The sequence below is a fragment of the Pararcticibacter amylolyticus genome (assembly GCF_003130405.1).
Lineage (GTDB): Bacteria > Bacteroidota > Bacteroidia > Sphingobacteriales > Sphingobacteriaceae > Arcticibacter > Arcticibacter amylolyticus.
In genome coordinates this window covers 400,813-426,897 of sequence record NZ_QEAS01000002.1, presented here as the reverse complement: position 1 = coordinate 426,897, position 26,085 = coordinate 400,813, and the positions used below count along the sequence as shown (strand labels likewise).

The following is a 26,085-nucleotide window of genomic DNA, read 5'->3' as shown; positions in this document are numbered from 1 at the left end:
GACGGTGGAAGAATCGTACAACTCTGTGACTTAAAACCTGTAATTCATAGCTACAGAAGGGTACCATCCTTCTTTCGAATATGTTGCCAGGAATCTGAAAAGAGCCATTTGTGCAGGTGCAAAATACAGGCCTGCGCCTGCTCCATGGTGCCAGACAGACGAATTTTCTCCTTTTTCCCAAACTCTGCCCGTATCGTAAAGCCCCATGATACCCAGCTGCCCGGGCAGTATATAACTCATAACGTCAGTAATCTTAGCCCGGATTTCGATATTATTATAAAAAAGGTGCTGGCCTGCGAACCTGAATTGCCTGAATCCAAGCAGATTGTCCTGTCCGCCGAGGAAGAGCGACTGATAGAAAGTTGTTTTCCCCGCAGTTATACCACCTCCGGCACGTTCGGCCAGGACTATAGTAGATTTTCTGTTCAGCGATTTATAAAAAGATACCTGGGGCAAAACCTGGATGAACGACTCCGAATAATTATTCAACCCCTTATAAGCCTGGATCCTGACATTAATTAAACTGCCCCAGGATGGAAGTACAGGGTTGTTTCTTTTATCTGCTGTTAACTGAACTGCAAGGCCGCCATGCAATTTTCTTTTACCGATAGTAAGGCTATCGTACGAATTAATCATAGATGTATTATTGATGAACCTACCCTCATTATCAGAACGGTCACATGAATAATATTGCAGTGAAGGGCCCACGCTGAGGCTTGTACCTTTCTCATTTTTCCATCTGAGAGCAGGCTCTACGGTGTAGGTGTCAAACCGTGTCCGGTAATATTTCTTAAAATCTCCGCTCTTATCGAACTCAGTTTCATTACCTCTTCCGAAAAAGTTCATCGTGTTATCCGGCGCGTTAACAGTGGCATTTAATGTGAAATCGGCTTTTCCAACAGCATGGATCCAGATTCCATTATAGATAATCCTGAACGCTTTCGTTGAAAAAGAATGCGTCAGAAGAACGCTTTGGCTGTTCGCAAAGGGGACGGTTCTGAACCCTTCCTGCTGAGTATGCCTGAAGCCTATGCCCATCAGGAATCCGTCATCCAGATTAATGCCGACGGAAGCCAGGGGCATCGTAACATTGTATAGATTTACCGGAACGAAAGCGGTATTGAGGCTGTCACCTGACAAGTGTTTACGAATCTTACTGCCTTCAAAATCAGCTGTGGAAAGATCATCTTTTCCATAGATATCCACAGTTTTGGCAGCTTCTATGATGTTGTATTTTTTAGTACCCTTGTTTCCGATGATCCTGAATTTAACCGGGGAATGCCCGGCGTTTATAATTGTACTGTCGTTACCGTCTCCGGTGTAAATTCTTATTTCTTTTGTGATGACAGGGTCGTAGCTTTTTGACATGATTGTGCCCGCAAGCTCTCCGTCTTTATTAACTTTATTCACGCTTAGCTGAATCCAGTTACCTGGGTCTTCAGTGATCGTGACTTTTTCATTTTTGTCGCTCAGGCGAATGTCCTGTATCTTATTAATGAACCTGTAATATTCAGCCATAGCTCCCGGGATATTCGCCCGTCTTTCCTTCAGCTTTCCCAGTAACTCGTCATGCCTCAAATGGTAAGAAGAGGCTGGCAATTGTTTAAGTGCAGTTTCGAGTACCGAATCGGTGACGGCCGCAACAAAATCTTCAGTGATCTTCATCCATCTTTCATAGCTGAGCTGAGAAGCAGGGAGAGCGTTTACAAATCTTGTTTTGAACAGGGAGTACCTGACATCATCGATTTTCCCATTAAAGCCCTGGAGGGTGGGAGCTATCCAGCGACGTTTGGCCAGGCGCGGAAAAATGCCATCTGAGACCCTGAATACCTGATCTCTGTCGCGGGGTACGCCCTGGTAATATTCTTCATTTCCTTCTTTCAGATCCACCCATCGCCACTGATCTTCATGCCTGTCCCAGTCGCCCGTCAGCAAGTCGATCAGACGCGCTTTTAAGAATGTTTCGCTGTCATAGGAGTTGTCATTGTCCTTCTTCAGCTTTTCGAGCATTTTGAAAGAATTATCTGAATCTCCTGCTGGCTCCCTTTCTTCCAGCAAACACACTTTGTTCACAAAATCCTGCTCGTAGATGCCCAGACTTTTGTCGGGGGCGATAACTCCTATTATTGGATTGGAGTGAGGAACACCCACAGCATCAGCAATCGGAGGGATCACCAGCGCAGAATAAGGATGCTGTGCGCTGACGGCATCATCGAGCCAGTCCCTGGCGAATGTTTCCCGTAACTGCGGAGGAAGCAGGAGGTCGGGGCTTTTTTCAACACTTCGTATCACCCATTCCTTTCCTGTTTTGTCGCGAAGGCGTAATGATACCGACTGCATTCCGCCCCCTCTTTTCACAGGAGTAAGTCCTCCTTTTATTTCCGAGATCCTGATAAGCGGCAGACGGGTATCAGCCGCCCATTCTTTTCTGTAATTTTCGCCAAACAGTTTCCTGTGGATCTTGCTTACCCGGTCGTAACTCTCATGGGCGGCAACTGTTATGCTATCTCCTGTAAACTGCTTGTATAAAACACTTTCTTCGGCACTGGCAGGCACATAGGGTTTTCTATATTCAAACGCAGGTATCACCGTTTCGTCTTTAAGAATATAGTAAGTCAGTTTTATACTCCGGTCTGTTAGTATATCGGCTGTCACATATCCCTGAGTAGCTTCGGCAAACAGCGAGTGCTTTCCTTTTGCGGCAAAACTTCTCTTTGCCCCTGAACCGCTCACTACCTGAAGTTTATTATTGCGGATCAGCTGCAATCCGTGCTCATGCCCTGCGACATGAATAATATTCGGGAAATCGCCGGAAACTCTGTTTACATTTTTAATCATATCCTGGTACAGGGGATGCCTCAGATCTTCGGGGTTGGTAAACGTATTTCTTAAGAGAGGGTAGAAAGAACCAACCAGGGGAAGAGGAAGATACAGATTCTTGTTGACTGCCGTGAGGGGGAACAAATGATCCTTTAATGAAAAATGCCCTCCGTGGGTTCCGTAGCTTTGAAAAGGATGATGGGATGCCAGCAGGATCACTTTATTTCTATTTTGATATAAAAGTTCCTTCATCCGTGCGATCACTTCTTCTTTTGTTCTGCAATCGCAGTCTGCATCCCGGTTCTCTTTTGGATACGTATAAAGCCACCATTCGGAATCAAACGCGATCATAGTCAGGTTTTCAGAAAAGTTAATGGCCACCGGATCAGGACAGCCGTCCGGGGGGAGCATCCTGAGAAGAGAGTCGTTCTGCTCATTGAGGAACGCCCATTGTCTTTTTACTTTTTCCAGCCCCAGGGGGCCGCTACGGTCCCAGTCATGGTTCCCGGGAATAAAAAATACAGGTATCCCGGCATTTCTGAGCGGAAGATATTGAGATTTTAATATTGCTTTGGTTGTCTCTTCGTCTTTACTACCGGGAAGGCCTATTCCGCTGGGGTAAATATTGTCGCCGAGATAGACTGCAGCGGATCTTCCGGCCAGGGCCCGTTTTGCGGCATCAGTTATAATGTTTTTCTGCTGTGGATCCATTTCTCCGGCATCGCCGATAAGGATAACTCTATATAAGACAGAATCTTGTGCCAGTGCTTTCAGTGAAACTATTAAAAGAAAAACAGCAATTGATAATTTCTTCATTTTGGAGGAATTTCATTGTTCCGATGAGAATCTAAAGTAACAAAATAACTGTCACTGATAATTGCAGATATTTAGTTTTTCTAATGTGTGACGACTTTTTTGGTCATAATGCACTATAATTGCTTATTATCCCGTAATTACTTTACCTGCATGGAGAAAATAGCAAGAGAAGAAGGAGAGGGGGACTCTCTTTTTTTTAACAGAGATATAAGCTGGCTTTCTTTTAATGAGAGAATCCTGGAAGAAGCTGCAGACGATGAAGTTCCCTTACTGGAACGATTGAAGTTCCTTGCAATATATTCGTCAAACCTGGATGAGTTTTACCGGGTGAGAATGCCCGTTCTGCAGGCATTACAGAAGATCAGTAAGGACGGCAGTCCCGGGCTTTCTAATTCTGCAGCCCGGATAATTGCAAAGCAACAGGATAAATTCGGCAGGATATTAACGGGCTCAGTTGTTCCTGGTTTAAAAGATAAACGCATACATTTTCTATACAACGAATCTTTTCCCGATTTTTTAAATAAACCGGCAGTTGAATATTTTCTCACCAGGGTACTTGCATTTTTACACCCGGTGGAACTAAAAAAAGACATGACGGACTTCTTCCCGGAGAATAATAAACTTTATTTATTGGTCCTTATTGAAAAGGAGGGAACAGAGAAGCAATACATCCTGAATATTCCGTCTGATCATCTGCCCCGCTTTTACAGCATTAAGGGAGAGGACGGAGTTTTAATAGCTTTCCTGGATGATATTGTGAGACGAAATCTTCACTGGTTGTTTAAGAACAGCATTGTTAGGGGGTGTTTTAGTTTTAAAATAACACGGGATGCAGAGCTGGATATCGCAGATGAATATGAAGGAGACCAACTTGAATTAATCAGCAGGCTGATACAAAAGAGAGACAAAGGACTTGCTACCCGTTTTCTCTATCAACCGGGAATCCCTGAGGCCTTGCTTGAATTGATCAGGAAAGCTTTCAATCTGAAGGAGATTGCCATGATGGCCGGAGGCGTATATCATAATCTGAAGGACCTGATGGGTTTTCCGGCCTCTGACCCCCTGCTCTCTGACGAAAAATGGCCGGCCATAAACTATAATCCCTTTGGTTATGAAAGAACTGTTTTTGATTTCATAGCTGACAGAGATGTTGTCTTTCATCCGCCTTACCATTCATATACAGGGATTCTGAGGTTTTTTAATGAGGCATCCACCAACCGTCAGGTAAAAGAAATATACATCACCCTGTACCGGATTGCAAGTGATTCACTGCTGGCCAGTGCCCTGATCAATGCTGCAAGGAACGGAAAGAAAGTGAAAGTTGTACTTGAACTCAAAGCTCGTTTTGATGAAGCAAATAATATCAAATGGGGCAAGAAGATGAAAGAAGCAGGAGTAGAGCTGATATACAGTCCCGCCTCGCTTAAAGTGCATGCTAAAATTGCCCTGGTAAAAAGAGAAGTGAATGGACGTACTCAATACTCCGGATTACTGGCAACCGGTAATTTTAATGAAAATACAGCAGCGATCTACACCGACCATGTGTTGATGACATCTCATCCTGGCATCCTCAGGGAGATAGAGCTGCTGTTCATCTTTCTTTCGAGGAAAGAGGCACCTCCGGCGACTGCGCTTATCAATTTTCATTACCTGCTCGTTGCACAATTTAACCTGCGAAACCGTTTTACTGAACTGATCGACCGGGAAATTGCTTTTGCCAGGGCCGGCAAGGATGCCTCTATTATCATCAAGATGAACAACCTGGAAGAGAAGTCGCTGATCGGCAAATTGTACGAAGCTTCACAGGCTGGAGTAATGGTTCAGCTTATTATCAGGAGTATCTGCCGTCTTATTCCGGGTGTCGGGGGGATGAGTGAGAATATTACAGTAAGACGTATTGTGGGCCGGTATCTGGAGCATGGAAGAGTGTTCATTTTTAATAACGGGGGTGAAACCGAAGTTTATATGGGATCAGCCGATTGGATGAACCGGAATATTTACAGGAGGATAGAAGTATGTTTTCCTGTTCTGGATAGCAAGATTAAGCAGGAAATGATTGAAATTGTCAGGTTACAGCTCCTGGATAATGTTAAGGCTGTTGAGATCAGTGAAGGTCTGGAAAATGTGAGGGTGAAGCGAAGCGTGCCTGAAATCCGGTCGCAGCAAGCTATTTATACGCTTCTTAATCACGAGTAAACTATCGTTTATCAAAGATCGGTTGAGAGCATTGATGCTAACAAAATCAGTGAACGAAACCCCAATACCAGCGCATTTATCAGGTCATGAAAGTACCCCGGAAATATATCAGCAGACAGGCTGAAATCAGTACTGCTTACATTGAAGCAGTAAATCAACATATGGATGAGTTTATGTCGGGCAAAGTGGAAGAGATTCTGCACATTAAAGATATTGCGGGCATCCTGTGTCTTCATCCCGTCCACCTGAGCAATACCGTTAAGATATATACCGGGCACCATCCCTGTTATTTCTTTGAGAAAAGGATAATCGCGGAAGCGAAAAAGCTTTTAAATGATCCCACGATGTCAATTGCCGCTGTTGCAATGAAACTAAGTTATGATTCTTCCAATTTTACGAAGTTCTTTAAGGCCTATGAGGGAATGACACCATCGGAATACAGAAAAAACTGTTTTCCGCGGTGAAGGTTGGCTGAGCAGAGAAGAGGTCTCACCTGCATGTTTCCTCAGGCTAGTCCCAGCTTTTCCTCTTCCAGATCCAGTAGCTGCAATTGCTTCCGGACGATCTCTTCACTGAGTTTCTCTTCTTCCCTGTTCTTGTTAAGAAGCCATTGCCTTTGCATACTGATAACATCCCTGTAAACAGTTTTGCATTCATTATTAATAAATATACCTTCTTCAGCCAGGGATCTGTTATCAGACCATTTGGCGGCCATTTGACGGAGAACGGGGTAGGTGTTGATCTCCCTGGCGTACCTGCTGTTTACGTAGTTCAGTGAATGCTCTGCCATTTGCCTGCGAAGCAGTCCTTCCTCTTCTTCTTCGGACAATTCATGATCCAGATCCTCCAGGTCGAGCTTTTTTAACAACCAGGGTAAAGTTAATCCCTGCAGAAGGAGTGTTAGAAGGATCACGGTAAATGTAATGAACAGGATCAGGTTCCGCTGCGGAAACAGGGTTCCGTTATCCTGGTAAACTGGTATAGAGAGTGCAGCGGCCAGTGAGACCACTCCCCGCATCCCTGTCCATCCAAGGGCAACAGGTGTTTTGTAACCCGGGTGACGCGCATCTGCCACTGTTATGAAATTCCGGGCGATCAGTGTAACCACAACTGCACCGTAAGCGGAAATCAGCCGGCCGATTACCAGTACTCCTGTTACTAATATCCCATAACCTATTGCAGTGGTCACGCTTACCCCCTCAAGACCGGAGGTGATTTCGGGAAGGTCGAGCCCGATAAGCAGGAATACCAGACCGTTAAGAACAAACACCAGGCTTTCCCATACATTAACACCCCTGAGGCGTGAGCTGGTGCTAAGAAATGAATGCCGTTTGTTAGAGAGCCAGAGTCCTCCGCAGACCACGGCCAGCACCCCTGAGCTGTGCAGTTCTTCAGCGGCTATGTACATGACATAGGGAGTGACAATAGTCAACACGATATCTGCATTAGCGTCTGTAGGGAGAAATTTATGAGCCTTCATGAAAATAAAACCAATCAAGAGTCCTATCCCGGTACCTCCGATAACCATCCAGACGAAAGTCAGCGCCGCTTCATGCAATGCAAACTGGCCTGTGGTGACAGCTATCGCTGCAAACTGGAAGATAATAAGCGAAGAGGCGTCATTAAGCAGACTTTCGCCTTCGAGGATTGATTTCAGCCTTTTTGGTACTTTTACAAATTTCAATATGGTACCTGCACTGACAGCATCCGGTGGTGAAACTATACCACCAAGGAGGAAACCCAGAGCAAGGGAAAAGCCCGGTATAAAGTGGTTGGCTACCCAGGCAACCGACATGGCAGAAAAGAAAACGACCACAAAGGCAAAGCTCCCTATAATCCTTCGCCAGCGCCAGAGCTCTTTCCACGATATCACCCATGCTGCTTCATAGAGCAAAGGCGGGAGAAAAACAACGAATATAAGCTCAGGATCGAGGTGGACTCTTGGGATTCCGGGAACAAAACTAAGCAACAGGCCTGCCAGTACAAGCAAAACCGGATACGCCACTTTTATTTTGTTCGCCAGCATGATGAGCAGTAATATTGCTATGATCAGGCTGAGATAGAAAGAGAAGGATTCGAGCATTATAGTATTGCGTTAATAAGCAGGTATAAACTTACGTGTTATACCTGACTTTTGTAAATGCAGCATCCTATTTTCTCTGGATGATCCTGCACGCCCGCTTCTGAAGGTTGTTTTACCAAAAGGGATATGATTAACATATCTCCGCCGGCAGCGAACGTGAAGAATAATCCAAAAGAAAACCAGGCGATATTGCCGGCTGCTATTGCAACGATCAGGGGAATGATGCCAATCACCACGCCGGGCATTATCGCTCCTGTTATATATTCTCTCACCTTGAGCGGTTCCTGGCAATGGCAATATGGTACCAAAGATTTCAGGCTGAAGCCGAAGCGTATTGATCCCAGCCCTTTGCCGGTAAACAAAGACCATGTAAGGCCGTGTATCAGTTCATGGATAGCGGTACCGGCTATCATAACGACCAGCACGACAACAACTCCCTCAATACCGGAGGGCATCTCCGCTTTATACCTGCCTGCAATATCCGTACCCCATACAGAACACCAGGCAAGAATAGAAACAAGTGCAAATGGAAGGAACAATAGAAATGAATACAAATGAGCTTTTCCTGAGCTGATGGTTAATTCATGCGGATGTTGTGATACTAGCTGTGTCATAATTGCTTTTTTTGATCAGTTAGTATCTGTTTTGCCGGTTCGTTACAGAAATTTTCAAAAAATTATGATTGAAACAAAAATCGAAGTTCTTCAAGTCCTTCAGATAATGGCCGTAAAGGTTACTAACCCTGTATTTACCATTCACGGGATTCACCAGGTAATCAAAGGCTGCGTTTACAGGGGGGCCTAAACTGATCTCTTTAACTTCTGTGTCCTGATTAATTGCCAGGTAAAACCCACCCCAGCCATAGCCATAACAACTCCTACAAGAAGAGGGGAAGCAAGGCCGAGACCTGCGGCTATAGGAAGCCCACCCAGAAACGCACCCAATGCATTTCCAATATTAAACGCCGCCTGTGAAACTGAAGCGCCAAGCATTTCAGCTCCCTGAGCGGTCTTGATCATCAGGATCTGTATGGGGGTGCCTAATGTAAAAGTGATTGCGCCTGTAACAAATACCATTAAAAGCGTCAGCGACTGGCTTGAGGCTACCATGTAATCAACGATGAGGCATGCGACGATGGCAAATAAGCTGATAATACATGCTCTGGCCGGAGGATAGGAGTCTGCAAGCTTTCCCCCGATGAAGTTGCCCGTAAACATTCCAAACCCAGCCAGAATAAGAATATAAGGTACCTTATCTGCAGGGAAACCGGTAACACTGATCATCATAGGGGCGATGTAGCTGATCCAGGCAAATAAGCCGCCCGTTCCGATCGAGGTGATGGCAACCAATAGCCATGCTTCTTTCTTTCTGAAGAAGCCAAGTTCTTTGCGTACACTTCCGCTGCGGCTGCTTTCCAGTGCCGGCATCCAGAAAAGGATGGAAAGTATCGTGATAAACCCGATGACTCCAATCATTGCAAATGTATATCTCCACGTAAAATGATGACCGATGTAGGTGCCCAGGGGAACCATCAGCAGGTTGGCAATAGTGAGCCCGGCGAACATAACGGCAATAGCCTGAGCTTCTTTACCTCTGTCAGCTAAACGGGTAGCCATTACCGAACCTACGCCGAAAAAAGCTCCGTGAGGCAGACCGGAAAGTAACCTGGTTAGCAGAAGGGCCGTACTTCCTGTGGCGAAAGCCGATGCCAGGTTGAATACTGTAAACATTGCCATCAGCGTAATAAGGATCTTTTTGGGTGGAAAGCTGCCGCCGAGAGCGACCAGCAGCGGTGCGCCGATCACGACGCCCAAGGCATAGGCCGATATAAAATGGCCTGCTTCAGGGATCGTAATATTAAAGTCGCGGGCCACATCGGGCAGAAGTCCCATCATGACAAATTCAGTGGTGCCGATACTCAGTCCGCCCAGCGATAAGCTAACAAGGGATTTTTTCATCTTCACAAATTCGCGGCAAACTTATGCAGCTCCTTTTTATTTACTGCATGTTATCGGTTATTTGACGTTTCATTTACTTTCCAGGCCTGTAGCGTTCCTTTGATGACCTCCTTTATGTCAAAAAACGAATAATTATGAAGCTAAACGGATTTCTTATGATGCTGGCCTTATCGGGTGCAATGGTATTCAGTTCATCGGGATGATTGCTTTGTAGGATCTCTATCATAAAACGTTATTGCATTAAGCTTGCTTTGTAATTTCTTTTAAGTTATGATTACAAATAAGGTACTTTTGGGTAAACGTGTTTAAAAAACATTAAGACAAAGAGTCCTCTGCAAGCTCTGGATTGTATATGATTTTCCGGACGGCAACACCGGTGACAACGAAAGGGCTGAAGTTTTTTCAAAACACTTGTATATACCCCTTGTTGTTCTCATACATTTAAATATGAAAACTTATGAAAGACCCTGAAGAAAAAAATCAATCAATAAAAAAAGGAGAAGACGAGATCAGCGCAGCTCAAGCCGACGTGAATGCAACAGAAAAGCGTACTGACGAAGGATTTAAAACCGGAGGAGGTGGCGAAAAGCTGGAATGGAAGGTGCCTCAGGACGAACAAATGTTCGACAATACAAGCCCTGAGGCAGAAAATGACAGCACAGAAGCACCTGAATAGGTGGTGATGATAATCAAAGGCAGGGAATTATTTCCTGCCTTTGTATCAGATCTCTTAAATTTTATCTCTCAGAAACGGGGTGATCTTTTCCAGTGCAAAGCTTAACTGTTCTTCTTCCGTTAGCTCTGTATTATCAAGAATGATTGCATCATGGGCTCTCGTCAAAGGGCTTTCCTTTCTCGTGGTATCGAGATAATCACGGTGTGCTATATTTTCGAATACTTCTTCGAGAGTAATGTTCTCACCCTTAGCAGCCAGTTCTTTAAAGCGTCTTTCTGCCCGGATCTTTGGATCAGCAGTCATAAATATCTTTACCTGTGCGTCTGGAAATACAGTTGTTCCGATGTCGCGTCCATCCATGACAATGTTCTTCGATTTGCCCATCCGCTGCTGCTGACTAACCATTTCAGTGCGGACTGCTTTTATCGCACTGACCTCGCTTACCTGCTGGGATACCTCCATTTGGCGGATCTCATCTGATACATCCTCGTCATTCAGGAGAATATGGCTTTGATAATTTTGGAAGTGAAAGTTGAGGTGAATATTCTTAAGAGCTTCTTTCACCATGACTTCGCTCGTCAGATCTACACGGTTACGCAGGAAGTAAAGAGTTACTGCCCTGTACATTGCGCCGGTATCAATATAGATAAAGTGGAGTTTCCGGGCTAAGGCCTTTGCCAGGGTACTCTTTCCGCAGGAAGAATAACCGTCGATAGCTACTACCAGATTTTTGTTCATTCTGGCGGCAAAGTTATCGTTTAAGGCGGTTTTTAAATAATCATTCCTGAGATTGTTTAAAAATACTGATCACTCCGTCCTAAATGAACTGGTAATCACTCTTTTTACGTAGGTTTGCGCGATGAACTTTTCAAGGGAAGACTTGCTGCCATATATTACCTTTAAAGCATCGAGAAGCGGGGGCAAAGGAGGGCAGAATGTAAATAAGGTTTCAAGTAAAGTGGAGCTGAACTTTGATCTTCAGCAGGCTGACATATTTTCTGAAGAGCAAAAACGTCGTATAGGGGAAAAGCTTGTTAATCGTCTTACGGCTTCCGGAATGATACAGGTAGTCAGCGAGGAAGAAAGGAGCCAACTGCTGAACAAAGAGAGAAGTCTGGATAAATTGAACCATCTCCTGGTGATGGCTCTTCACGTTCCCAAAAGAAGGAAGGCTACAAAGCCTTCAAAAGCATCAGTTGAACGGCGTCTCAAAGATAAACAGCAAAAGGCTTTCAAAAAATTGAGCCGGCAGAAAAAAGGATTTGAAGGATAAACTCTTTTGTACTTCCTGATTAACGAAAAACCAATTAATTTTAACTTGATCCATAATAAGTATACGAATGATTGCAGGGAAGAGGTGCATATGGCTGACAGGTATTATTCTTTTATTGTTCCCGCCATTGTTCATCCTGGCACAACAGCAGCAAGTTCGGTTCAGGTCTATCTCTTTCCGTGAAGGTTTGGCGCAAAGTCCGATTTCCTGCATTTTTCAGGATAAACAGGGATTTATATGGATAGGTAACTGGAAAGGACTGACCCGCTATGATGGTATTGGATTCAGAAACTTCAAACATACCGACAACGATTCTTCCAGCATTAGTAATAACAGGGTAAACAGCATTTTGCAGGACGACCGTCTTAATCTTTGGATCGGAACGGCCAATGGCATTAATATTTTTAACCCCAGGACGGAAATTTTCAGATCGATTACAGTGCCCGGCATAAAAGGCGGCAAGAACTACGGTGCTGCCCTTGCCCGTGATAAGCAAAAAGGAATATGGGCCTCTACCTTTGGCGGGATTAAACTTGTAAGGGATTATACGCTGATGGATATCCCGGAGTTCAGCCGGCAGGGCAGTTCTGTCCTCTATAGCGGAGTGACTTTCACCATCTTCAACGACAGCAGAAACCTGATGTGGGTAGGAACCAAACAGGGGCCTCTATGCTTCAATCCCGTATCCAGGAAGATAGTCGCTCTTCCTTTGTCCCTAAAAGATAACGAAGCTCTTATGAAGGCAAAGGTGCTGGTGGTCAGAGAAGACAAGAATGGAAATATCTGGATGGGAACTGAAAGTTCAGGAGTGTTCAGGTTTGACAGGCGATCAGGTCTATGCGAACGTTTTACTCATCAGGAAGGTGATGAAGGAAGCCTGTGTTCCGACTGGGTAAAAGATATTCTTATCGGGGGCGATGGAAAGGTTTGGATAGGTACCAGGGGAGGGCTAAGCCGGTGGCAAAACGGCAACAGATTTAATAATTTCCGGCATGATTCAACCGATCCGGGATCTATAACAGACAGCTCGGTATGGAGCCTTTTGCAGGATGATTCAGGGAACATCTGGCTTGGCACTTTTGCCGGAGGGATTAACCTGCTTCAGCATGGTGGAAACAATTTCGCCAATATCGGAGAACGGACCGGAAGGAAGATGGGCCTCAATCATCCTGTGGTCAATGCAGTGGTGGAGGATCCTGACGGTAGTTTATGGATTGGTACATACGGAGGCGGAATTAACCATATTAATCTGAAAACGGGTGCATACAACTATTACTCTGTTCGACACAGTAACCAGGACAGGCCTACAAACGGTGTAAAGTCCCTGAGCCAGGATGATAAGGGTAATTTATGGATCGGAACGCTGGACGGGCTTTTTTGCTTCAACAAGCAGACACATGTTATTCGCGATTTCAGCTTTCCTGTTACCGACGGTAAATTGAGCGAAAACCTGATAAATGCTATCCTGGTGGATGAAGAAGGGGTTTGGGCGGGTACAAATGGCGGTGGGCTGCGCTTTATAAGTAATCAGGGACAGGTCACTACCCTCAGGCATGACGGCGGGGATCCAGCCTCTCTCAGCGATAATTTTGTTACCTCTCTGCTGAAAGATAAGAAAGGAAATCTTTGGGTGGCGACGCAAAATGGATTAAATTATTACGATGCCCGCAGCGGGAAGTTCATAAGCAGATACAGGAGGACGAAGCGGTTTCCTTTAAGTCATAATACTATCCTTTGCTTGTTCATTGACTCGAAAGACCGGCTTTGGATTGGGACGGAAGGGGGAGGTCTCGATTACTTTGACCATAAAAATGGCCGGATTTATCCTTTGAATGCCTCTTTGCAATTTCCCGATGATGTCATCCATGCAATCACCGAAGATAAAAAAGGGAATTTATGGGTGAGTACGGATAATGGGATCGTCAGGATTGTAATCCGGGGAATCCAAGGTGAATTTGATGCTTCTAAATTAAATGTAACACAATATAACGCCGATAATGGGTTGGCCAGCAACCAGTTTTCGACCAATGCGGGTTGTTGTGCCCGGTCGGGGATGGTGCTCTTTGGGGGGGTGAATGGATTAACCTTGTTTCAACCTGAAGCCATCCTGAAGAACCGGTTTATTCCGAAAGTTGTACTCACCGGGTTTTCTATTCGGAATAACCCGGTACAGGCCGGAGAAGAAGGCTCCCCGCTGAAAGAGGCGATCAACTATAGCCGTGGGATTACCCTGGATTATGACCAGCGCTTTATCAGCATCAAATTCGCTGCTCTTAATTTCATTAATCCGGCGAATAATCAGTATGCCTACAAACTGGAAGGACTAACGAATAAAGAAGACTGGCATTTCGCAGGAAATGAGTCGTCAGCTACTTATACCAACCTCGGTCCCGGAAAATATACCTTTATGGTAAAAGCAGCCAATAATGATGGTGTGTGGAATGAAAGGCCGGTAACTCTGAGTATCCGGGTACTTCCTCCCTGGTGGATGACCTGGTGGGCTTATGTGCTGTATACTTTTATAGTAGCTTCTGTTATAATAGCGGTGTTCAGATTTCTGTATATCAGGGCGAAGCTCAAAAGGGATCTTTTCTACGAACAACTTCAGAACGAGCGTCAGCAGGAGCTCTATCAGATGAAGCTTAACTTTTTTACGAATGTATCTCATGAGATCAGGACGCCGCTGACGCTGATTGTCGGGCCTCTTGAGAAGGTGATGAACATGGTTCTGGACAATAACAGCGTCCGCAGGCAATTGCTGACAGTGAGGAACAATGCAGACAGGCTTATGCGTCTGGTTACGGAATTGCTGGATTTCCGGAAGGTGGAGACAGGAAATATGAAATTGCATTTCAGTGAGTGCAACATCATTAAATTCGCTGGTGAGATCTTTCTTTCCTTTCAGGGCATTGCCCAAAGCCGGGATATTGACTACCGTTTTAGGTCTGATCTGAGCGAACTTCCGGTATGCTTTGATAAAGACCAGATGGAAAAGGTATTTTTTAATCTTCTGTCAAACGCCTTTAAGTTTACACCGGACGGGGGCCGGATCCGGTTGAGGATAAATATAGCCGTTCGGGATGAGGAAGAATGGGTGGATGTCAGGATTGAGGATAATGGCAGGGGAATCCCTCCTGAGAGCCAGGAGCAGTTGTTTAATGTTTTTTTTCAGGCAGACCAGTCAAAATCGCATTTGGGAACTGGTATCGGCCTGGCTTTATCAAAAAGTATTGTGGAGCTTCATAAGGGAGAGTTAAAAGTAAACAGTGTTCCCTCCATAGATAATCATTCGGGTGAGACAGCGTTTATAGTATCTCTGAAGACTGGCAGAGATCATCTTGCCGGAGTTGATATTCTTCCAGAATATTTAAACAGTGAAAACCCTGTTCATTACAGGATACAGTCGGAAGCCGCAATTCCGGACGACTTTAGTTCCGATATTGCAGGCGAAAGAAAATATACCGTTCAGATCATTGAAGATAACCAGGAAGTCAGGAACTTTATCGCTGAATCTCTCGGTTCCCAGTATTTTATTCATGAAAGTGCTGATGGAATAAAAGGACTGGAAGACGCTTTTGGCCTGATCCCGGATCTGATTATAAGCGACGTAATGATGCCCGGAATGGACGGACTGGAAGTATGCCGCAGTATCAAGACCGACGAAAGGACGAATCATATTCCGGTGGTGCTGCTTACAGCTAGGGCTGCGTTCATACACCAGGTAAACGGCCTTGAAAATGGTGCCGACGCCTATATTACTAAACCCTTCAGTATCCATATACTGGCGCTGCAGATCCGCAATATCCTGGATGCGAAAGAAGCAATCAGGAAAAAGTTCAGCAGGGAGGTAATCCTTCAGCCTAAGAATATCGCTATCACTTCTCCGGAAGAAAAGTTCCTGCATAAGCTCATGGATATTGTAGAGAGAAATATGGAGAATGACCAGTTTGGTGTGTCTGAAATGGTTGATGAGATTGGAATGAGCAAGTCTGTGCTTTATAAAAAAGTACAGGCATTGACCGGTATGCCGGTGGCCGACTATATCAAATCTGCAAGGCTGCAAAGAGCGGCCCAGCTTTTCAGTCAGAATAAGCTGAGCATTGCCGAAGTGGCGTTTGCGGTAGGTTTTAACGACCGGAAATATTTCAGTAAAGAATTCAGGAAGCAATACGGTATGTCGCCAACGGAATACATTAGCAGAAACTGTCCGGAGGCAATCTCTGAAAGCGGCTTCCGTGGCGGAGAGTAAAACCTGCTTTCTGTGATTTTTACTCTGTATCTGCTGAAAAAGCAATTTTACCCCTATTAAAGGAAATTTTCACCCCCTCTTATTGCTCAAACCGGAACATATTTGCCCCTATCAATTATACAGATAAATGAAAGGAAAAGATAAGCAGGTTTGCACAGCGGGCCTTCGTAAACTCACCATTGTACAGTAAGAAAGCACGGGGGAGCCACCCTCTTGTAAGGGATTAATCAATAAAACCATGAGAATTAAATGAATAATTTTTACAAAATGAAGTATTTAAAACCGGGGCAGCTTATATGGCAATTTAAGCGGTTTAACCTTTGTTTGTTATTGCTTTTAGCCACCGGAAGCATCTCAGCCCTGGCACAGTCAAAGATTGTCACAGGTGTTGTAAAAGATCCGAAAGGAGAAACCCTGCCAGGGGTAAGCGTATTAGTAAGAGGCACGACAACAGGCTCGTTGACTGATCTGAACGGAAAGTACCGGGTAAATGTACCCGGCCCCCAATCAGTACTGGTATTCAGTTTTATAGGTTTCGGGACGCAGGAACTTACTGTCGGGGAGAAGACCTCGATGGATGTCACTTTACGTGATGATGCAAAAAGCCTTGAAGAGGTGGTTGTTGTGGGATACGGAGTTCAGAAAAGAGCAACGCTGACGGGGGCTATCAACACAGTAAGCAGCAAGGAAATTTTACAGTCGCCCACGTCGAATGTTACCAACAGCCTGGCTGGTCGTCTGCCCGGAGTTTCGGTTATTCAGCAAAGCGGGCAGCCCGGTCTGAACTCTTCTACTATTAAGATACGGGGAGTTGCTACCTATAATACCGGTAATCAGGGAGCCATTGTCATTGTCGACGGGGTGGAAAGAAGCAGTTTCGGTGATATAGACCCCAATGAAATTGAGTCGATTTCGGTATTGAAGGACGCATCGTCTACTGCAATATTCGGTATCCGCGGTGCGAACGGTGTAATCATCGTCACGACCAAAGGCGGCAAAGAAGGAAGCCCGCGGATCAGCTATACCGGGAATGCCAGTATTCAAACATACACAGGGATTCCAAAGGCCGTGAATGCCTATGACAATACGCGGTTAATGAATGAAGCAAGGGTGAATGATGATCTTGCGCCTCTCTGGTCGGACACACAACTTCAGAAGTTTAAAGACGGCTCCGACCCCCTCGGATATCCGGATGTGAACTGGTTCGAATATGTTACCAGAAAATACTATCCCCAGACGCAGCATAACCTCAACGTAAGCGGCGGCACGAAGATGGTTAAGTACTATGCTTCTGTTGGTTATCTTTTTGAAGACGGTATCTTCAAAAAATTTGACTCCCCGTATGGCATCCGCACGACTCCTTCCTATAACAGGTATAATTTCCGTTCGAATGTGGATTTCAATTTCACCAAAGACCTGCAGGTAAGTGTAAGGCTTGGTGGACGGCTTGGAAAACGTTATATGCCATCAGGTCCATCTGGGTCAAGCTTCGCTTACGACAATATGAACGGCATGATCTCCAGGATTCTCCAGACACCCTCATTTGCCTATCCTGTAACCCTGCCCGACGGGAAGATCACGGGAAACCAGGAGGTGGGCACCAATGTCTGGAATCCTTATGCCGTGCTGACACGCTGGGGGACCCGGAACGATGATAATAATTCCATTGAAAGCACTTTTGATGTGAATTATAAGCTGGATAAGGTGGTGAAGGGGCTCTCCTTTAAGGGATTGTTTGGATATGACTCTTACTATAACAGCACAGCAAGAAGGGCAGCCTGGTGGGCTTCGTACCTTTATGACCGCGAGACGGGAGAAATTAAGTTAGCCGGTGACAGCCGTGACCGGGATGAACCTTTGGGCGATATCAGCACCTCCTATGATGGAAGTATCAAGATGAACGTTCAGCTTGGCTTTAACTATGCCCGAAGCTTTGGACCGCATAATCTTTCGGCTGTATTACTTGCTACACGGCAACTGAATCAGTTCGAAGGTGATGGTAAAAATGCAGCTCCTGAAGCAGTGCAGGGGGTAGTGAACCGTACCACTTATAACTACGCGGAGAAATATTTCGCTGAAATAAATATGGCTTACAATGGTTCTGAGCAGTTTGCCCCTTATACCATCAGCAAGGGCAAACAGTACGGTTTTTTTCCTGCTGCATCCCTGGGGTGGACTGTAACCAGAGAGAAGTTCATGGAAAACCTGAAATGGCTTAATTACCTTAAAATAAGGGGCTCGTATGGTAAGGTGGGTAACGACCGTCTCTACAAGGGGGATGATAAGTTAAGATTTCTCTATCTCACCGAGTATTCGCGGGTGAGCAATGGGGTGACTTTCGGTATTCCCGGCCAACAGACGGGACGGCCTATAGTCGATATCCTGTCAAGAGGAAATGAAGAGATCACCTGGGAAACCGGGGTTAAAAGAAACATCGGGTTTGAAAGCCGGTTCCTGAGGGAAAGGCTTACCTTCAACGTGGATCTTTTTGATGAAACGCGGTCGGACATCCTGGCGGAAAGAACGGTTAGCAAAGGTGCAGGCCTCCTGACTTTTGGTGACAACTATCCTTACCTGAATGTAGGGAAGGTTTATAACAAGGGATATGAGATCGAGTTAAATTTCAGGGACAAGGCAGGCGAGTTCGGATATGGAATTAATACGCAGTTCTCCTTCAACAGGAATAAGATCCTGAACGCTGATGAACCGCTTTATGCTCCTGAGTATCAAAAAACAGAAGGAAAGCGTGTCGGTCAGTTCTTTGGATATATGACCGATGGCTTCTTTACATCCCGGGAAGATATTGCCGAATACAGCAGCCGGATCACTCCAATCGGAAATGTTATTCCCGGCGATCTCAAATATGTCGACTATAATAAAGACGGCAGGATCAATTCAGACGACAGGGTGCCAATCGGTTACTCCAGAAATCCGGAATATCTTTTCAGCGTATCGCCTAACTTTTCGTGGAAGGGAGTTTCTCTTTCTGCCCTGATACAGGGTGTGGCAAATGTAAGTTCGGATGTTGTGCTTACTGAACAAAATAACGGCTTCCAGATCTACGAACATCAGCTCAACAGGTGGACACCTGAAACTGCAGCCACTGCTACCTGGCCGGCTCTTCACTGGAAAGGAAACAGTTATTTCAATTATCAGTTGAATGACTTCATATTGCAGGATGCTTCCTATGTAAAGCTGAGGAACGTAGAAGTTGCCTATAGCTTTCCGAAAAAGTGGCTTCAGTCTTTGAAGGTTTCTTCCCTGCGAGTCTTCTTCAGCGGGCAGAATCTGCACACCTGGACGAAATTCAAAATGTACCTGGATCCAGAAGCTCTTAACGATTTCAATACCGATTTCTCCAAGCAGTCAATTTATCCTACTTCGAGAATCTATAATCTGGGTGTGAACATTCAACTATAAAGAGATGAAACGAATAATAATATATATAAACATATTTTTAGCTCTCACGATTCTTTCATCCTGTGTGAAGGACTATCTGAACCGGGCACCGGAGATTGCGCTGACTGATGAAGCGGTATTTGCTGATCCGGCCCTTGCATCTCAGTTTGCCGATAATGCTTATAATTTCCTGATCAACGATTATGCCCGTTTGAACGGACACCGGGGGATAACCGGACAATTCTCGGATGAAGCGGTGTCTGCCAATAATGACGTTTCTATCCGTACGATCAATTCTGGAAATTACCACGACCACTACGAAAGAGGCGGAGAGAGCATTAATGACATTAAAGACGTTTACTGGAGGTGCTACCAGGGGATCAGAATTACCAACGTCGTACTGTCAAAACTGAATACTATTCCCTGGGCAGCAGACGGGGTACTGAAAAACCGTGTAGAAGGAGAGATGCATTTTCTGCGGGCCTTCTTTTATTTCGAGCTGACTAAAAGGTTCGGGGATGTGGTGATCATGAAGGACGTCTTTGATCAGTTCGATGATATCGATTTTCCAAGGAACAGTTATGATGAGTGTGTGAACTTTATGCTGGAAGATCTCCAGGTTGCAGAAGACAGGCTTGATTTTGATTACGCTGCCGGAGATTACGGAAGGGCAACAAAAGGTGCTGCAATGGCTTTGAGAGCGAGGATCCTGCTGTATGCTGCCAGTCCCTTGCATAATCCGGGCAATGATCTTTCAAAATGGACTGCCGCCGCTGAAGCTTCAAAAAAGATTATAGACCTAGGTAAATACACCCTGGCAGGAACCAGTTATGATCAGATACTTAACATGGCCCAGTCTGATGAATATATCATGATAAAACCCCGCGGGCCAAGAGCTAACAGTGACGGTATTATCGTAGACTTCGCACAGTCTCCCGGTTCAGGCGGCTCTCAGGGAACACTGAATCCTACTCAGAACCATGTAGACCTTTATGAGGTCGTACAGCGGGCGGTCCCCTCCAATCCCAATAGTCCCATCGTCAGCAGTTCTCCTTTAGTGAATGGTACTGCTCCAGGTTACAATGACCAGAAACCATACGAAAACCGGGACCCGAGATTTTATGCCAACATTATCTACAATGATATGCCCTGGCAGGGAAGAAGGATCGATATGTACAGCCAGAAATCAGGTCTTGGTTACGATTTTATAGACGGGAATACCAACTATACCGTTACCTGCTACTATTCTAAGAAGATGTGGCCTGAGGTTTACCGGAGGAACGTTGCCGGGACTACTCTGATCAATTTCATTTTCTTCCGTTATGGAGAGGTCCTTCTTAATTATGCCGAAGCGATGAATGAGGCTTACGGGCCGGATGATGTACCTGCAGGTTACACAATGAGCTCACGCCAGGCTATTCAAACCGTGAGGGACAGAGTGGGTATGCCCGCTTTACCTGCCGGATTAAATAAGGATGAAATGCGCGGCCGTATCAGGAATGAAAGAGCGGTAGAGCTGGCTTTTGAAGATTTCCGCTGGTATGATATTCTTCGCTGGAGAGCAAAAGAACTCGTCACCCAGCCTATGTACGGTATAAGGGTAGTGAAGAATGCGAACGGCTCGTTTACCTATACACGCACGAAGCTGACCAGTTCCTATCAGAAGGTTCACGAGCCTTATATGGACCTGTATCCGATTCCAAGAAGTGAAATTTATAAAAGCAGGAACCTCACTCAGAATCCGGGATGGTAATAAGGAAGCATTTAATCTATTTTCAAATGAAATCAGGAATTTTAGTATATATATTACTCTTCGGGTCTCTGTTTCTGACAAAGGACGCTACTGCACAGGATCCGGATAATTCAGTCACGGCAAGCGGAGTCTTAAAAGAAAAAAACGGGAGCCCTGTAGAAGGAGTTTCTATTCTGGTCCAGGAAACAACAACCGAGAATAAAAGCTCGTCTGATGGAAGGTTTTCTGTGAAAGCCACGAGGAAAGATGTCATTATTTTCAAAAAGCAGGGATACAACACCGTAATTAAGCCGGCGACAGCCCTTGACAATGCGGTAGTAACAATGATCCCCTCTCTCATTGAAGCAGGCGATGACGATGACGTCGCTATTCCTTTTGGTGTCCGTAAAAAGAGATACATCTCGGCCTCTGTCAGTACCATTACGGGGGCTGATCTTCCGAGGCTGCCTCTTTCATCTCTGCCCAACACACTTGCAGGCAGACTACCGGGCTTGTATGTGCAGCAGATGGGATCGAGGCCCGGCACAGACGATGCTTCATTCCTCGTACGGGGAAGATCTTCGTACAACAGCAATCAGGCTCCGCTGATACTGGTGGACGGGGTTGAAAGAGACTTCGTTAACATGGATGTCAACGAAGTGGAAACGATCAGTGTGCTTAAAGATGCGGCATCGATTTCGTGGTATGGTATGCGCGGTGCTAACGGCGTTATTTTAGTGACAACAAAACGCGGGAGCGCTACTTCAACAAAACTAACTTTTGACGTGCAGGGAGGTGTTCAGATGCCTGTTTATAAAACCCGCTCTCTTAATTCCTTTACCTATGCGACTTTGTTTAATCAGGCCAGGGCCAATGACGGGGCATCGCCTCAGTATCCGGAGGCTGATCTGGCAGCCTACCAATCGGGTTCAGATCCCTACAAATACCCTGATAATAATTACGTTGACCGCTTTCTGGGTGATGCCGCCCCAATTCAACGGTATGTTGCCACCGTTAGCGGCGGAAATTCATTTGCGAGGTATTTTACCCTGCTGAATGTATATAACCAGGCAGGTCTGCTAAAAGGGGATGACAATCCGAAATATAAAACCAATGCCAATTACAGGAAATATAATTTCAGGACAAACCTTGATCTGCGGGTTACGAAGACTCTGGATGCTACAATCGATTTTGGTGGAAGGGTGGAGGAGATCAGGTATCCAAGTGCCGGAATCCAGACCTTTATGAGTACTATTAACAGCACTCCTCCGAATGCTTTTCCTCTCCTGAATCCCGACGGATCATACGGAGGATCGACACTCTTCAGTGCCAATCCACTGGCGATGCTGAATAGTAACGGGAATATCAATGATCTGGCCCGAACTCTTTTGGCAACGATAAGTGTCAGGCAGCAACTGAATTTCCTGAAAGGACTTTCTGCAAATGCGCTTTACAGCTATGATATCCAGGGGATGTACCAGTACGGATACACGCAGAATTATGCAAGGTTCGGTTATGACCCCAGCGGCGAACTGGTTCAGATCGGCTCGGATGAAAACACTCCTTTAAATTATAAAAGCAGTGCGTTCACAGGGAACGTAAGAAGCAATGATTTTTGGATCGGGCTGGATTATGATAAGGCTGCGGGTGAACATACTTTTAATTTCTCTACACGCTTTCAAAGAAGAGTGCTGGCGGTTCCCAATGCTCTTGATCAAAAGCGGGAGGGAATTTCCAATCGCCTGTCATACAGCTTTAAATCGAGATATTTTGCAGACGTTGTAGCCACTTATTCTGGTTCCCAGGAGTTTGCACCGGGCAGGCGCTTTGGCTGGTTCCCTGCTGTGTCGGCTGGCTGGATCGCATCTGATGAAGGTTTCTTTAAACCACTTACTCCGGTAATTGATTATTTTAAGTTACGCGGTTCTTATGGTGTGGTAGGGAGCGATGATGTCAGTGTCAGGGCCTCCGCTTTTTACAATTATTATAACAGGAGCAGCGACGGCTATAACTTCGGAACAAGTTATACTGCTGCCAACGGCAGTTCTGAAGGATCACTGGCAAATCCGTACCTGACCTGGGAGAAAGCCAAAAAGGCCAGCATTGGCTTCGATGCGAAGCTTTTCAAACAGTCTCTTGATCTCTCCTTCGACTATTTTGATGAGCACAGGGATGACCTTCTGACGTCGGATGTCCTGCCGCGAACGATCGGGCAAAGCCGTGTCCAGGTAAATCAGGGGAAGGCTAAATACTCCGGATATGAAACAGCAATGAGTTTCAGAAAATCATTTAACCGGTTCACACTGGGTATTAACGGAAACTTTACCTGGGTTGCAAGCAAGGTTCTGGCTCTGAATGAGGCGGCTAATCTTCCTGCCTTTCAAAGCGAAGTTGGCGGAAATGTTGGCCGGGTAGCAATCTTTAACCGGGAAGGAGACATCACTTACCAACGGCTTTTCCTGGTCTCCGAAGGATTGTTCCAGTCACAGGAGGAAATTGATGCTGCACCGAAACAACTTTTCTCTACGTTAACCCGTCCCGGCGACATCCGCTACAGGGATATGAATGAGGATGGCATCATTAATAACCAGGATATGGCAGCGACAAATTATTCAGATGTTCCAAAAACTTACTATGGATTCGGGCTGTCTCTTAAGTATGGTGCTTTCGATCTTTCGGCGCAGTTCCAGGGAGTTTACGGAAGAACGGTATCCATTATCAACGTGATCAATTCAGGTTCTTCCGCAAATGGATATCTCAATCAGTTCAGCACTCAAAGCTGGACACCGGAAACAGCTTCTTCTGCTGTTTATCCGCGGATGTCTTTAACCAACCGGGGCAATAATACCCAGCAGTCTGATTTCTGGCTCCGTTCGGGCGATTATACCAGGTTGAAAGTGGCGGAGCTGGGATATAGTTTTTCTGCCGGCGGTCTCCGTTCTGTTCATATCAATTCAATGCGTATTTACCTTACAGGTTTTAATCTGCTTACGTTCAGTAAACTGAATAAGCTGGATATTGATCCGGAAATCCCTTCGTCGGGATATAACAGCTCGTATCCTTATGTAAGGACATTCGCGTTGGGGGTAAATGTTAAGTTTTAAAGCTCATAAGATGAAAAGATTCCATTTTAGATCCATCATATTCCTGATCCCGGTATTACTTCTGGGATGCGAAAAAAGCAGTTATCTGACCGACGGCAAGGACACCGGGGGCAGCAATGTCAACGAGCAGCAATTCTGGCAGCATAAAGACTGGGTGAGAAACTTCCTGAATAATATCTATACCCACGTTCCCGATGAGTATAATATGGACGGAGACGGGGCGATGCTGGCTTCCGCTTCTGATGAGGCGGTTAACTCAAACCCTAATTCTTCTGTTACGTATCCCAATAATGGCACATGGGGGCCTGCCAGAACTTTTGATGACGCTTATGGCGACATGTATACCGGGATCAGGAAGACCAACCTGTTCCTTGATCACATTGAAACAAGCGGCATTCAGCCGGTGGATGAAGAAGTTGAGGCTGGAACAAACAATCTTCCCCGTCAGATCCAGCGGTCGAAAGGCCAGGCCTATTTTCTGCGGGCGCTTTTTCATTTCGAACTCGTTAAAAGATATGGAGCAATTCCCCTCGTTACTAAGGTACTGGACGAATCGGATGATACGAATCTTCCGCGCAATAGCTATGAAGAATGTGTGACACAGATTGTAAGAGATTGCGATTCTGCAATAGCGCTACTGCCTTTATGGACAGGATCCTGGAATTCTTCCAACCGCGGCCGGGCAACTCAAACTGCTGCAATGGCTTTGAAGTCGAGATTACTTCTTTATGCTGCCAGCCCGTTGAATAATGAGGGAGGAGATCCTGAGAAATGGAGACTGGCTGCTGAAGCTGCCAATCAATTGATTGCCGTGAACAAGCATAAACTGCATTCTTCCTACAGCCAGATATTTTTATTTGGACAGGCGGCATATAACGATGAAGTGATTTTTGCCTCAAGGGCCAATAACCGGAACGATATCGAGTCGAATAACGCGCCCGTCAGTTATTCTGGTGCTAAAGGAAGGCTAAACCCCACTCAGGAGATGATTGACGCATTCGAGACTAAAAACGGAACTGCACCATCTGAAACAAATCCGGGTTTAAACCGTGATCCGCGCTTCGATTTAGTGATCGTCTACAACGGACGGACGTTCAAAAACGTGGCAGTACAAACCTACGTTGGGGGAAAGGACGGGCTGGATGTGGCTGTCAACGCTACCCGCACCGGCTATTACATGAAGAAGTTTATGAATGAAGGTGCGGTGACATGGAATGTTCCTACGCCCACCAATTCCCGCCGTCCATGGGTGATCTTCAGATATGCTGAAATACTCCTCAATTATGCTGAAGCGGTGAACGAACTGGTAGGCCCAGACGCGTTACCGGCTGCCACTGCAGGCAAACCGGCGTTCACCCTGACTGCACGTCAGGCTGTGAATTTGGTCCGTGACCGCGCAGGAATAAAAATGCCTCTGCTTGCGGCCGGTTTGAGTAAAGATGAAATGCGCACCAGGATTAAGAGGGAACGGAGAATTGAATTGTGCTTCGAGGGACACCGGTTTTATGATGTGAGAAGGTGGAAGGAAGGAGAGCTTTATTTTAATAAGCCGGTCACCGGGATGCGGATAACAAGGAATGATGATAATACGCTTTCATATCAGCGGTTTACAGTGGAAAACCGGGTTTTTGAAAGTAAGAATTACCGGTTCCCATTTTCGATAAATGATATTAACAGGCAACCCGCGCTGACTCAAAATCCGGGATATTAACTGGCCTGATTTAATAAAGGTTTATCTGTCACTCAGCAGGAGTGGCGGATAAACCTGATGAGGAAGAG

At 45.6% G+C, this 26,085-nt stretch carries 14 protein-coding genes; 9 read left to right on the top strand and 5 right to left on the bottom strand.

The window, feature by feature from the left end; genetic code table 11:
* Window positions 1-30: 30 nt before the first annotated feature.
* On the bottom strand, window positions 31-3,636 hold the full coding sequence (locus DDR33_RS04215; protein WP_109414503.1) for a BamA/TamA family outer membrane protein: 3,606 nt from the start codon (window positions 3,634-3,636) through the stop codon (window positions 31-33).
* A gap of 150 nt (window positions 3,637-3,786) precedes the next feature.
* On the opposite strand from DDR33_RS04215, the gene ppk1 reads away from it, so the two are divergent.
* Both ppk1 and DDR33_RS04205 read left to right on the top strand, forming a co-directional pair.
* The gene (gene ppk1, locus DDR33_RS04210; protein WP_109414502.1) at window positions 3,787-5,832 is read left to right on the top strand and encodes a polyphosphate kinase 1; all 2,046 of its coding nucleotides are present in this window, start codon (window positions 3,787-3,789) and stop codon (window positions 5,830-5,832) included.
* An 86-nt stretch (window positions 5,833-5,918) separates the two neighbouring features.
* Window positions 5,919-6,296 carry a helix-turn-helix domain-containing protein gene (locus DDR33_RS04205; protein WP_109414501.1) on the top strand — a complete coding sequence of 126 codons (378 nt, stop codon included), beginning with the start codon at window positions 5,919-5,921 and terminating at the stop codon, window positions 6,294-6,296.
* Window positions 6,297-6,337: 41 nt separating this feature from the next.
* On the opposite strand, the gene DDR33_RS04200 is transcribed toward DDR33_RS04205, so the two are convergent.
* The 3 genes from DDR33_RS04200 to DDR33_RS04190 all read right to left on the bottom strand — a co-directional run bounded on the left by DDR33_RS04200 (window position 6,338) and on the right by DDR33_RS04190 (window position 9,873).
* Window positions 6,338-7,915: a Na+/H+ antiporter gene (locus DDR33_RS04200; RefSeq protein WP_109414500.1), complete on the bottom strand. Its 1,578-nt coding sequence runs from the start codon at window positions 7,913-7,915 to the stop codon at window positions 6,338-6,340.
* A gap of 38 nt (window positions 7,916-7,953) precedes the next feature.
* Window positions 7,954-8,529, bottom strand: coding sequence for a DUF3267 domain-containing protein (locus tag DDR33_RS04195; protein ID WP_109414499.1), 576 nt, complete (start codon window positions 8,527-8,529; stop codon window positions 7,954-7,956).
* 186 nt (window positions 8,530-8,715) lie between these two features.
* Complete coding sequence (locus tag DDR33_RS04190; RefSeq protein WP_109414498.1) at window positions 8,716-9,873, bottom strand: MFS transporter; 1,158 nt, start codon at window positions 9,871-9,873, stop codon at window positions 8,716-8,718.
* 457 nt (window positions 9,874-10,330) lie between these two features.
* Here DDR33_RS04190 and DDR33_RS04185 point away from each other — a divergent pair, with 457 nt between their 5' ends.
* The gene (locus DDR33_RS04185; protein ID WP_109414497.1) at window positions 10,331-10,549 is read left to right on the top strand and encodes a hypothetical protein; all 219 of its coding nucleotides are present in this window, start codon (window positions 10,331-10,333) and stop codon (window positions 10,547-10,549) included.
* A gap of 54 nt (window positions 10,550-10,603) precedes the next feature.
* On the opposite strand, the gene cmk is transcribed toward DDR33_RS04185, so the two are convergent.
* Complete coding sequence (gene cmk, locus DDR33_RS04180; protein WP_109414496.1) at window positions 10,604-11,287, bottom strand: (d)CMP kinase; 684 nt, start codon at window positions 11,285-11,287, stop codon at window positions 10,604-10,606.
* Window positions 11,288-11,408: 121 nt separating this feature from the next.
* Between cmk and arfB the strand changes: the two genes are divergently transcribed.
* From arfB to DDR33_RS04150, 6 genes are all read left to right on the top strand, one after another.
* Window positions 11,409-11,822, top strand: a complete 414-nt coding sequence (gene arfB / locus DDR33_RS04175; protein WP_109414495.1) for an alternative ribosome rescue aminoacyl-tRNA hydrolase ArfB — start codon at window positions 11,409-11,411, stop codon at window positions 11,820-11,822.
* A 67-nt stretch (window positions 11,823-11,889) separates the two neighbouring features.
* Complete coding sequence (locus tag DDR33_RS04170; protein ID WP_109414494.1) at window positions 11,890-16,071, top strand: hybrid sensor histidine kinase/response regulator transcription factor; 4,182 nt, start codon at window positions 11,890-11,892, stop codon at window positions 16,069-16,071.
* Window positions 16,072-16,338: 267 nt separating this feature from the next.
* Window positions 16,339-19,491, top strand: coding sequence for a SusC/RagA family TonB-linked outer membrane protein (locus DDR33_RS04165; protein ID WP_158280630.1), 3,153 nt, complete (start codon window positions 16,339-16,341; stop codon window positions 19,489-19,491).
* A 4-nt stretch (window positions 19,492-19,495) separates the two neighbouring features.
* A complete protein-coding gene (locus DDR33_RS04160) occupies window positions 19,496-21,223 on the top strand; it encodes a RagB/SusD family nutrient uptake outer membrane protein (RefSeq protein WP_109414492.1) in 1,728 nt (575 codons plus the stop codon).
* Between the two features lie 26 nt (window positions 21,224-21,249).
* Window positions 21,250-24,306, top strand: a complete 3,057-nt coding sequence (locus tag DDR33_RS04155) for a SusC/RagA family TonB-linked outer membrane protein (protein ID WP_158280629.1) — start codon at window positions 21,250-21,252, stop codon at window positions 24,304-24,306.
* Between the two features lie 10 nt (window positions 24,307-24,316).
* Window positions 24,317-26,017, top strand: a complete 1,701-nt coding sequence (locus DDR33_RS04150) for a RagB/SusD family nutrient uptake outer membrane protein (protein ID WP_109414568.1) — start codon at window positions 24,317-24,319, stop codon at window positions 26,015-26,017.
* Window positions 26,018-26,085: the final 68 nt, after the last annotated feature.

Coding starts and splice junctions, on each gene's coding strand:
- DDR33_RS04205 (WP_109414501.1), top strand. CDS start 5,919: ATGAAAGTACCCCGGAAATATATCAGCAGACAGGCTGAAATCAGTACT.
- arfB (WP_109414495.1), top strand. CDS start 11,409: ATGAACTTTTCAAGGGAAGACTTGCTGCCATATATTACCTTTAAAGCA.
- DDR33_RS04185 (WP_109414497.1), top strand. CDS start 10,331: ATGAAAGACCCTGAAGAAAAAAATCAATCAATAAAAAAAGGAGAAGAC.
- DDR33_RS04215 (WP_109414503.1), bottom strand. CDS start 3,636: ATGAAGAAATTATCAATTGCTGTTTTTCTTTTAATAGTTTCACTGAAA.
- DDR33_RS04165 (WP_158280630.1), top strand. CDS start 16,339: ATGAAGTATTTAAAACCGGGGCAGCTTATATGGCAATTTAAGCGGTTT.
- DDR33_RS04155 (WP_158280629.1), top strand. CDS start 21,250: ATGAAATCAGGAATTTTAGTATATATATTACTCTTCGGGTCTCTGTTT.
- ppk1 (WP_109414502.1), top strand. CDS start 3,787: ATGGAGAAAATAGCAAGAGAAGAAGGAGAGGGGGACTCTCTTTTTTTT.
- DDR33_RS04170 (WP_109414494.1), top strand. CDS start 11,890: ATGATTGCAGGGAAGAGGTGCATATGGCTGACAGGTATTATTCTTTTA.
- DDR33_RS04195 (WP_109414499.1), bottom strand. CDS start 8,529: ATGACACAGCTAGTATCACAACATCCGCATGAATTAACCATCAGCTCA.
- DDR33_RS04150 (WP_109414568.1), top strand. CDS start 24,317: ATGAAAAGATTCCATTTTAGATCCATCATATTCCTGATCCCGGTATTA.
- DDR33_RS04190 (WP_109414498.1), bottom strand. CDS start 9,873: ATGAAAAAATCCCTTGTTAGCTTATCGCTGGGCGGACTGAGTATCGGC.
- cmk (WP_109414496.1), bottom strand. CDS start 11,287: ATGAACAAAAATCTGGTAGTAGCTATCGACGGTTATTCTTCCTGCGGA.
- DDR33_RS04160 (WP_109414492.1), top strand. CDS start 19,496: ATGAAACGAATAATAATATATATAAACATATTTTTAGCTCTCACGATT.
- DDR33_RS04200 (WP_109414500.1), bottom strand. CDS start 7,915: ATGCTCGAATCCTTCTCTTTCTATCTCAGCCTGATCATAGCAATATTA.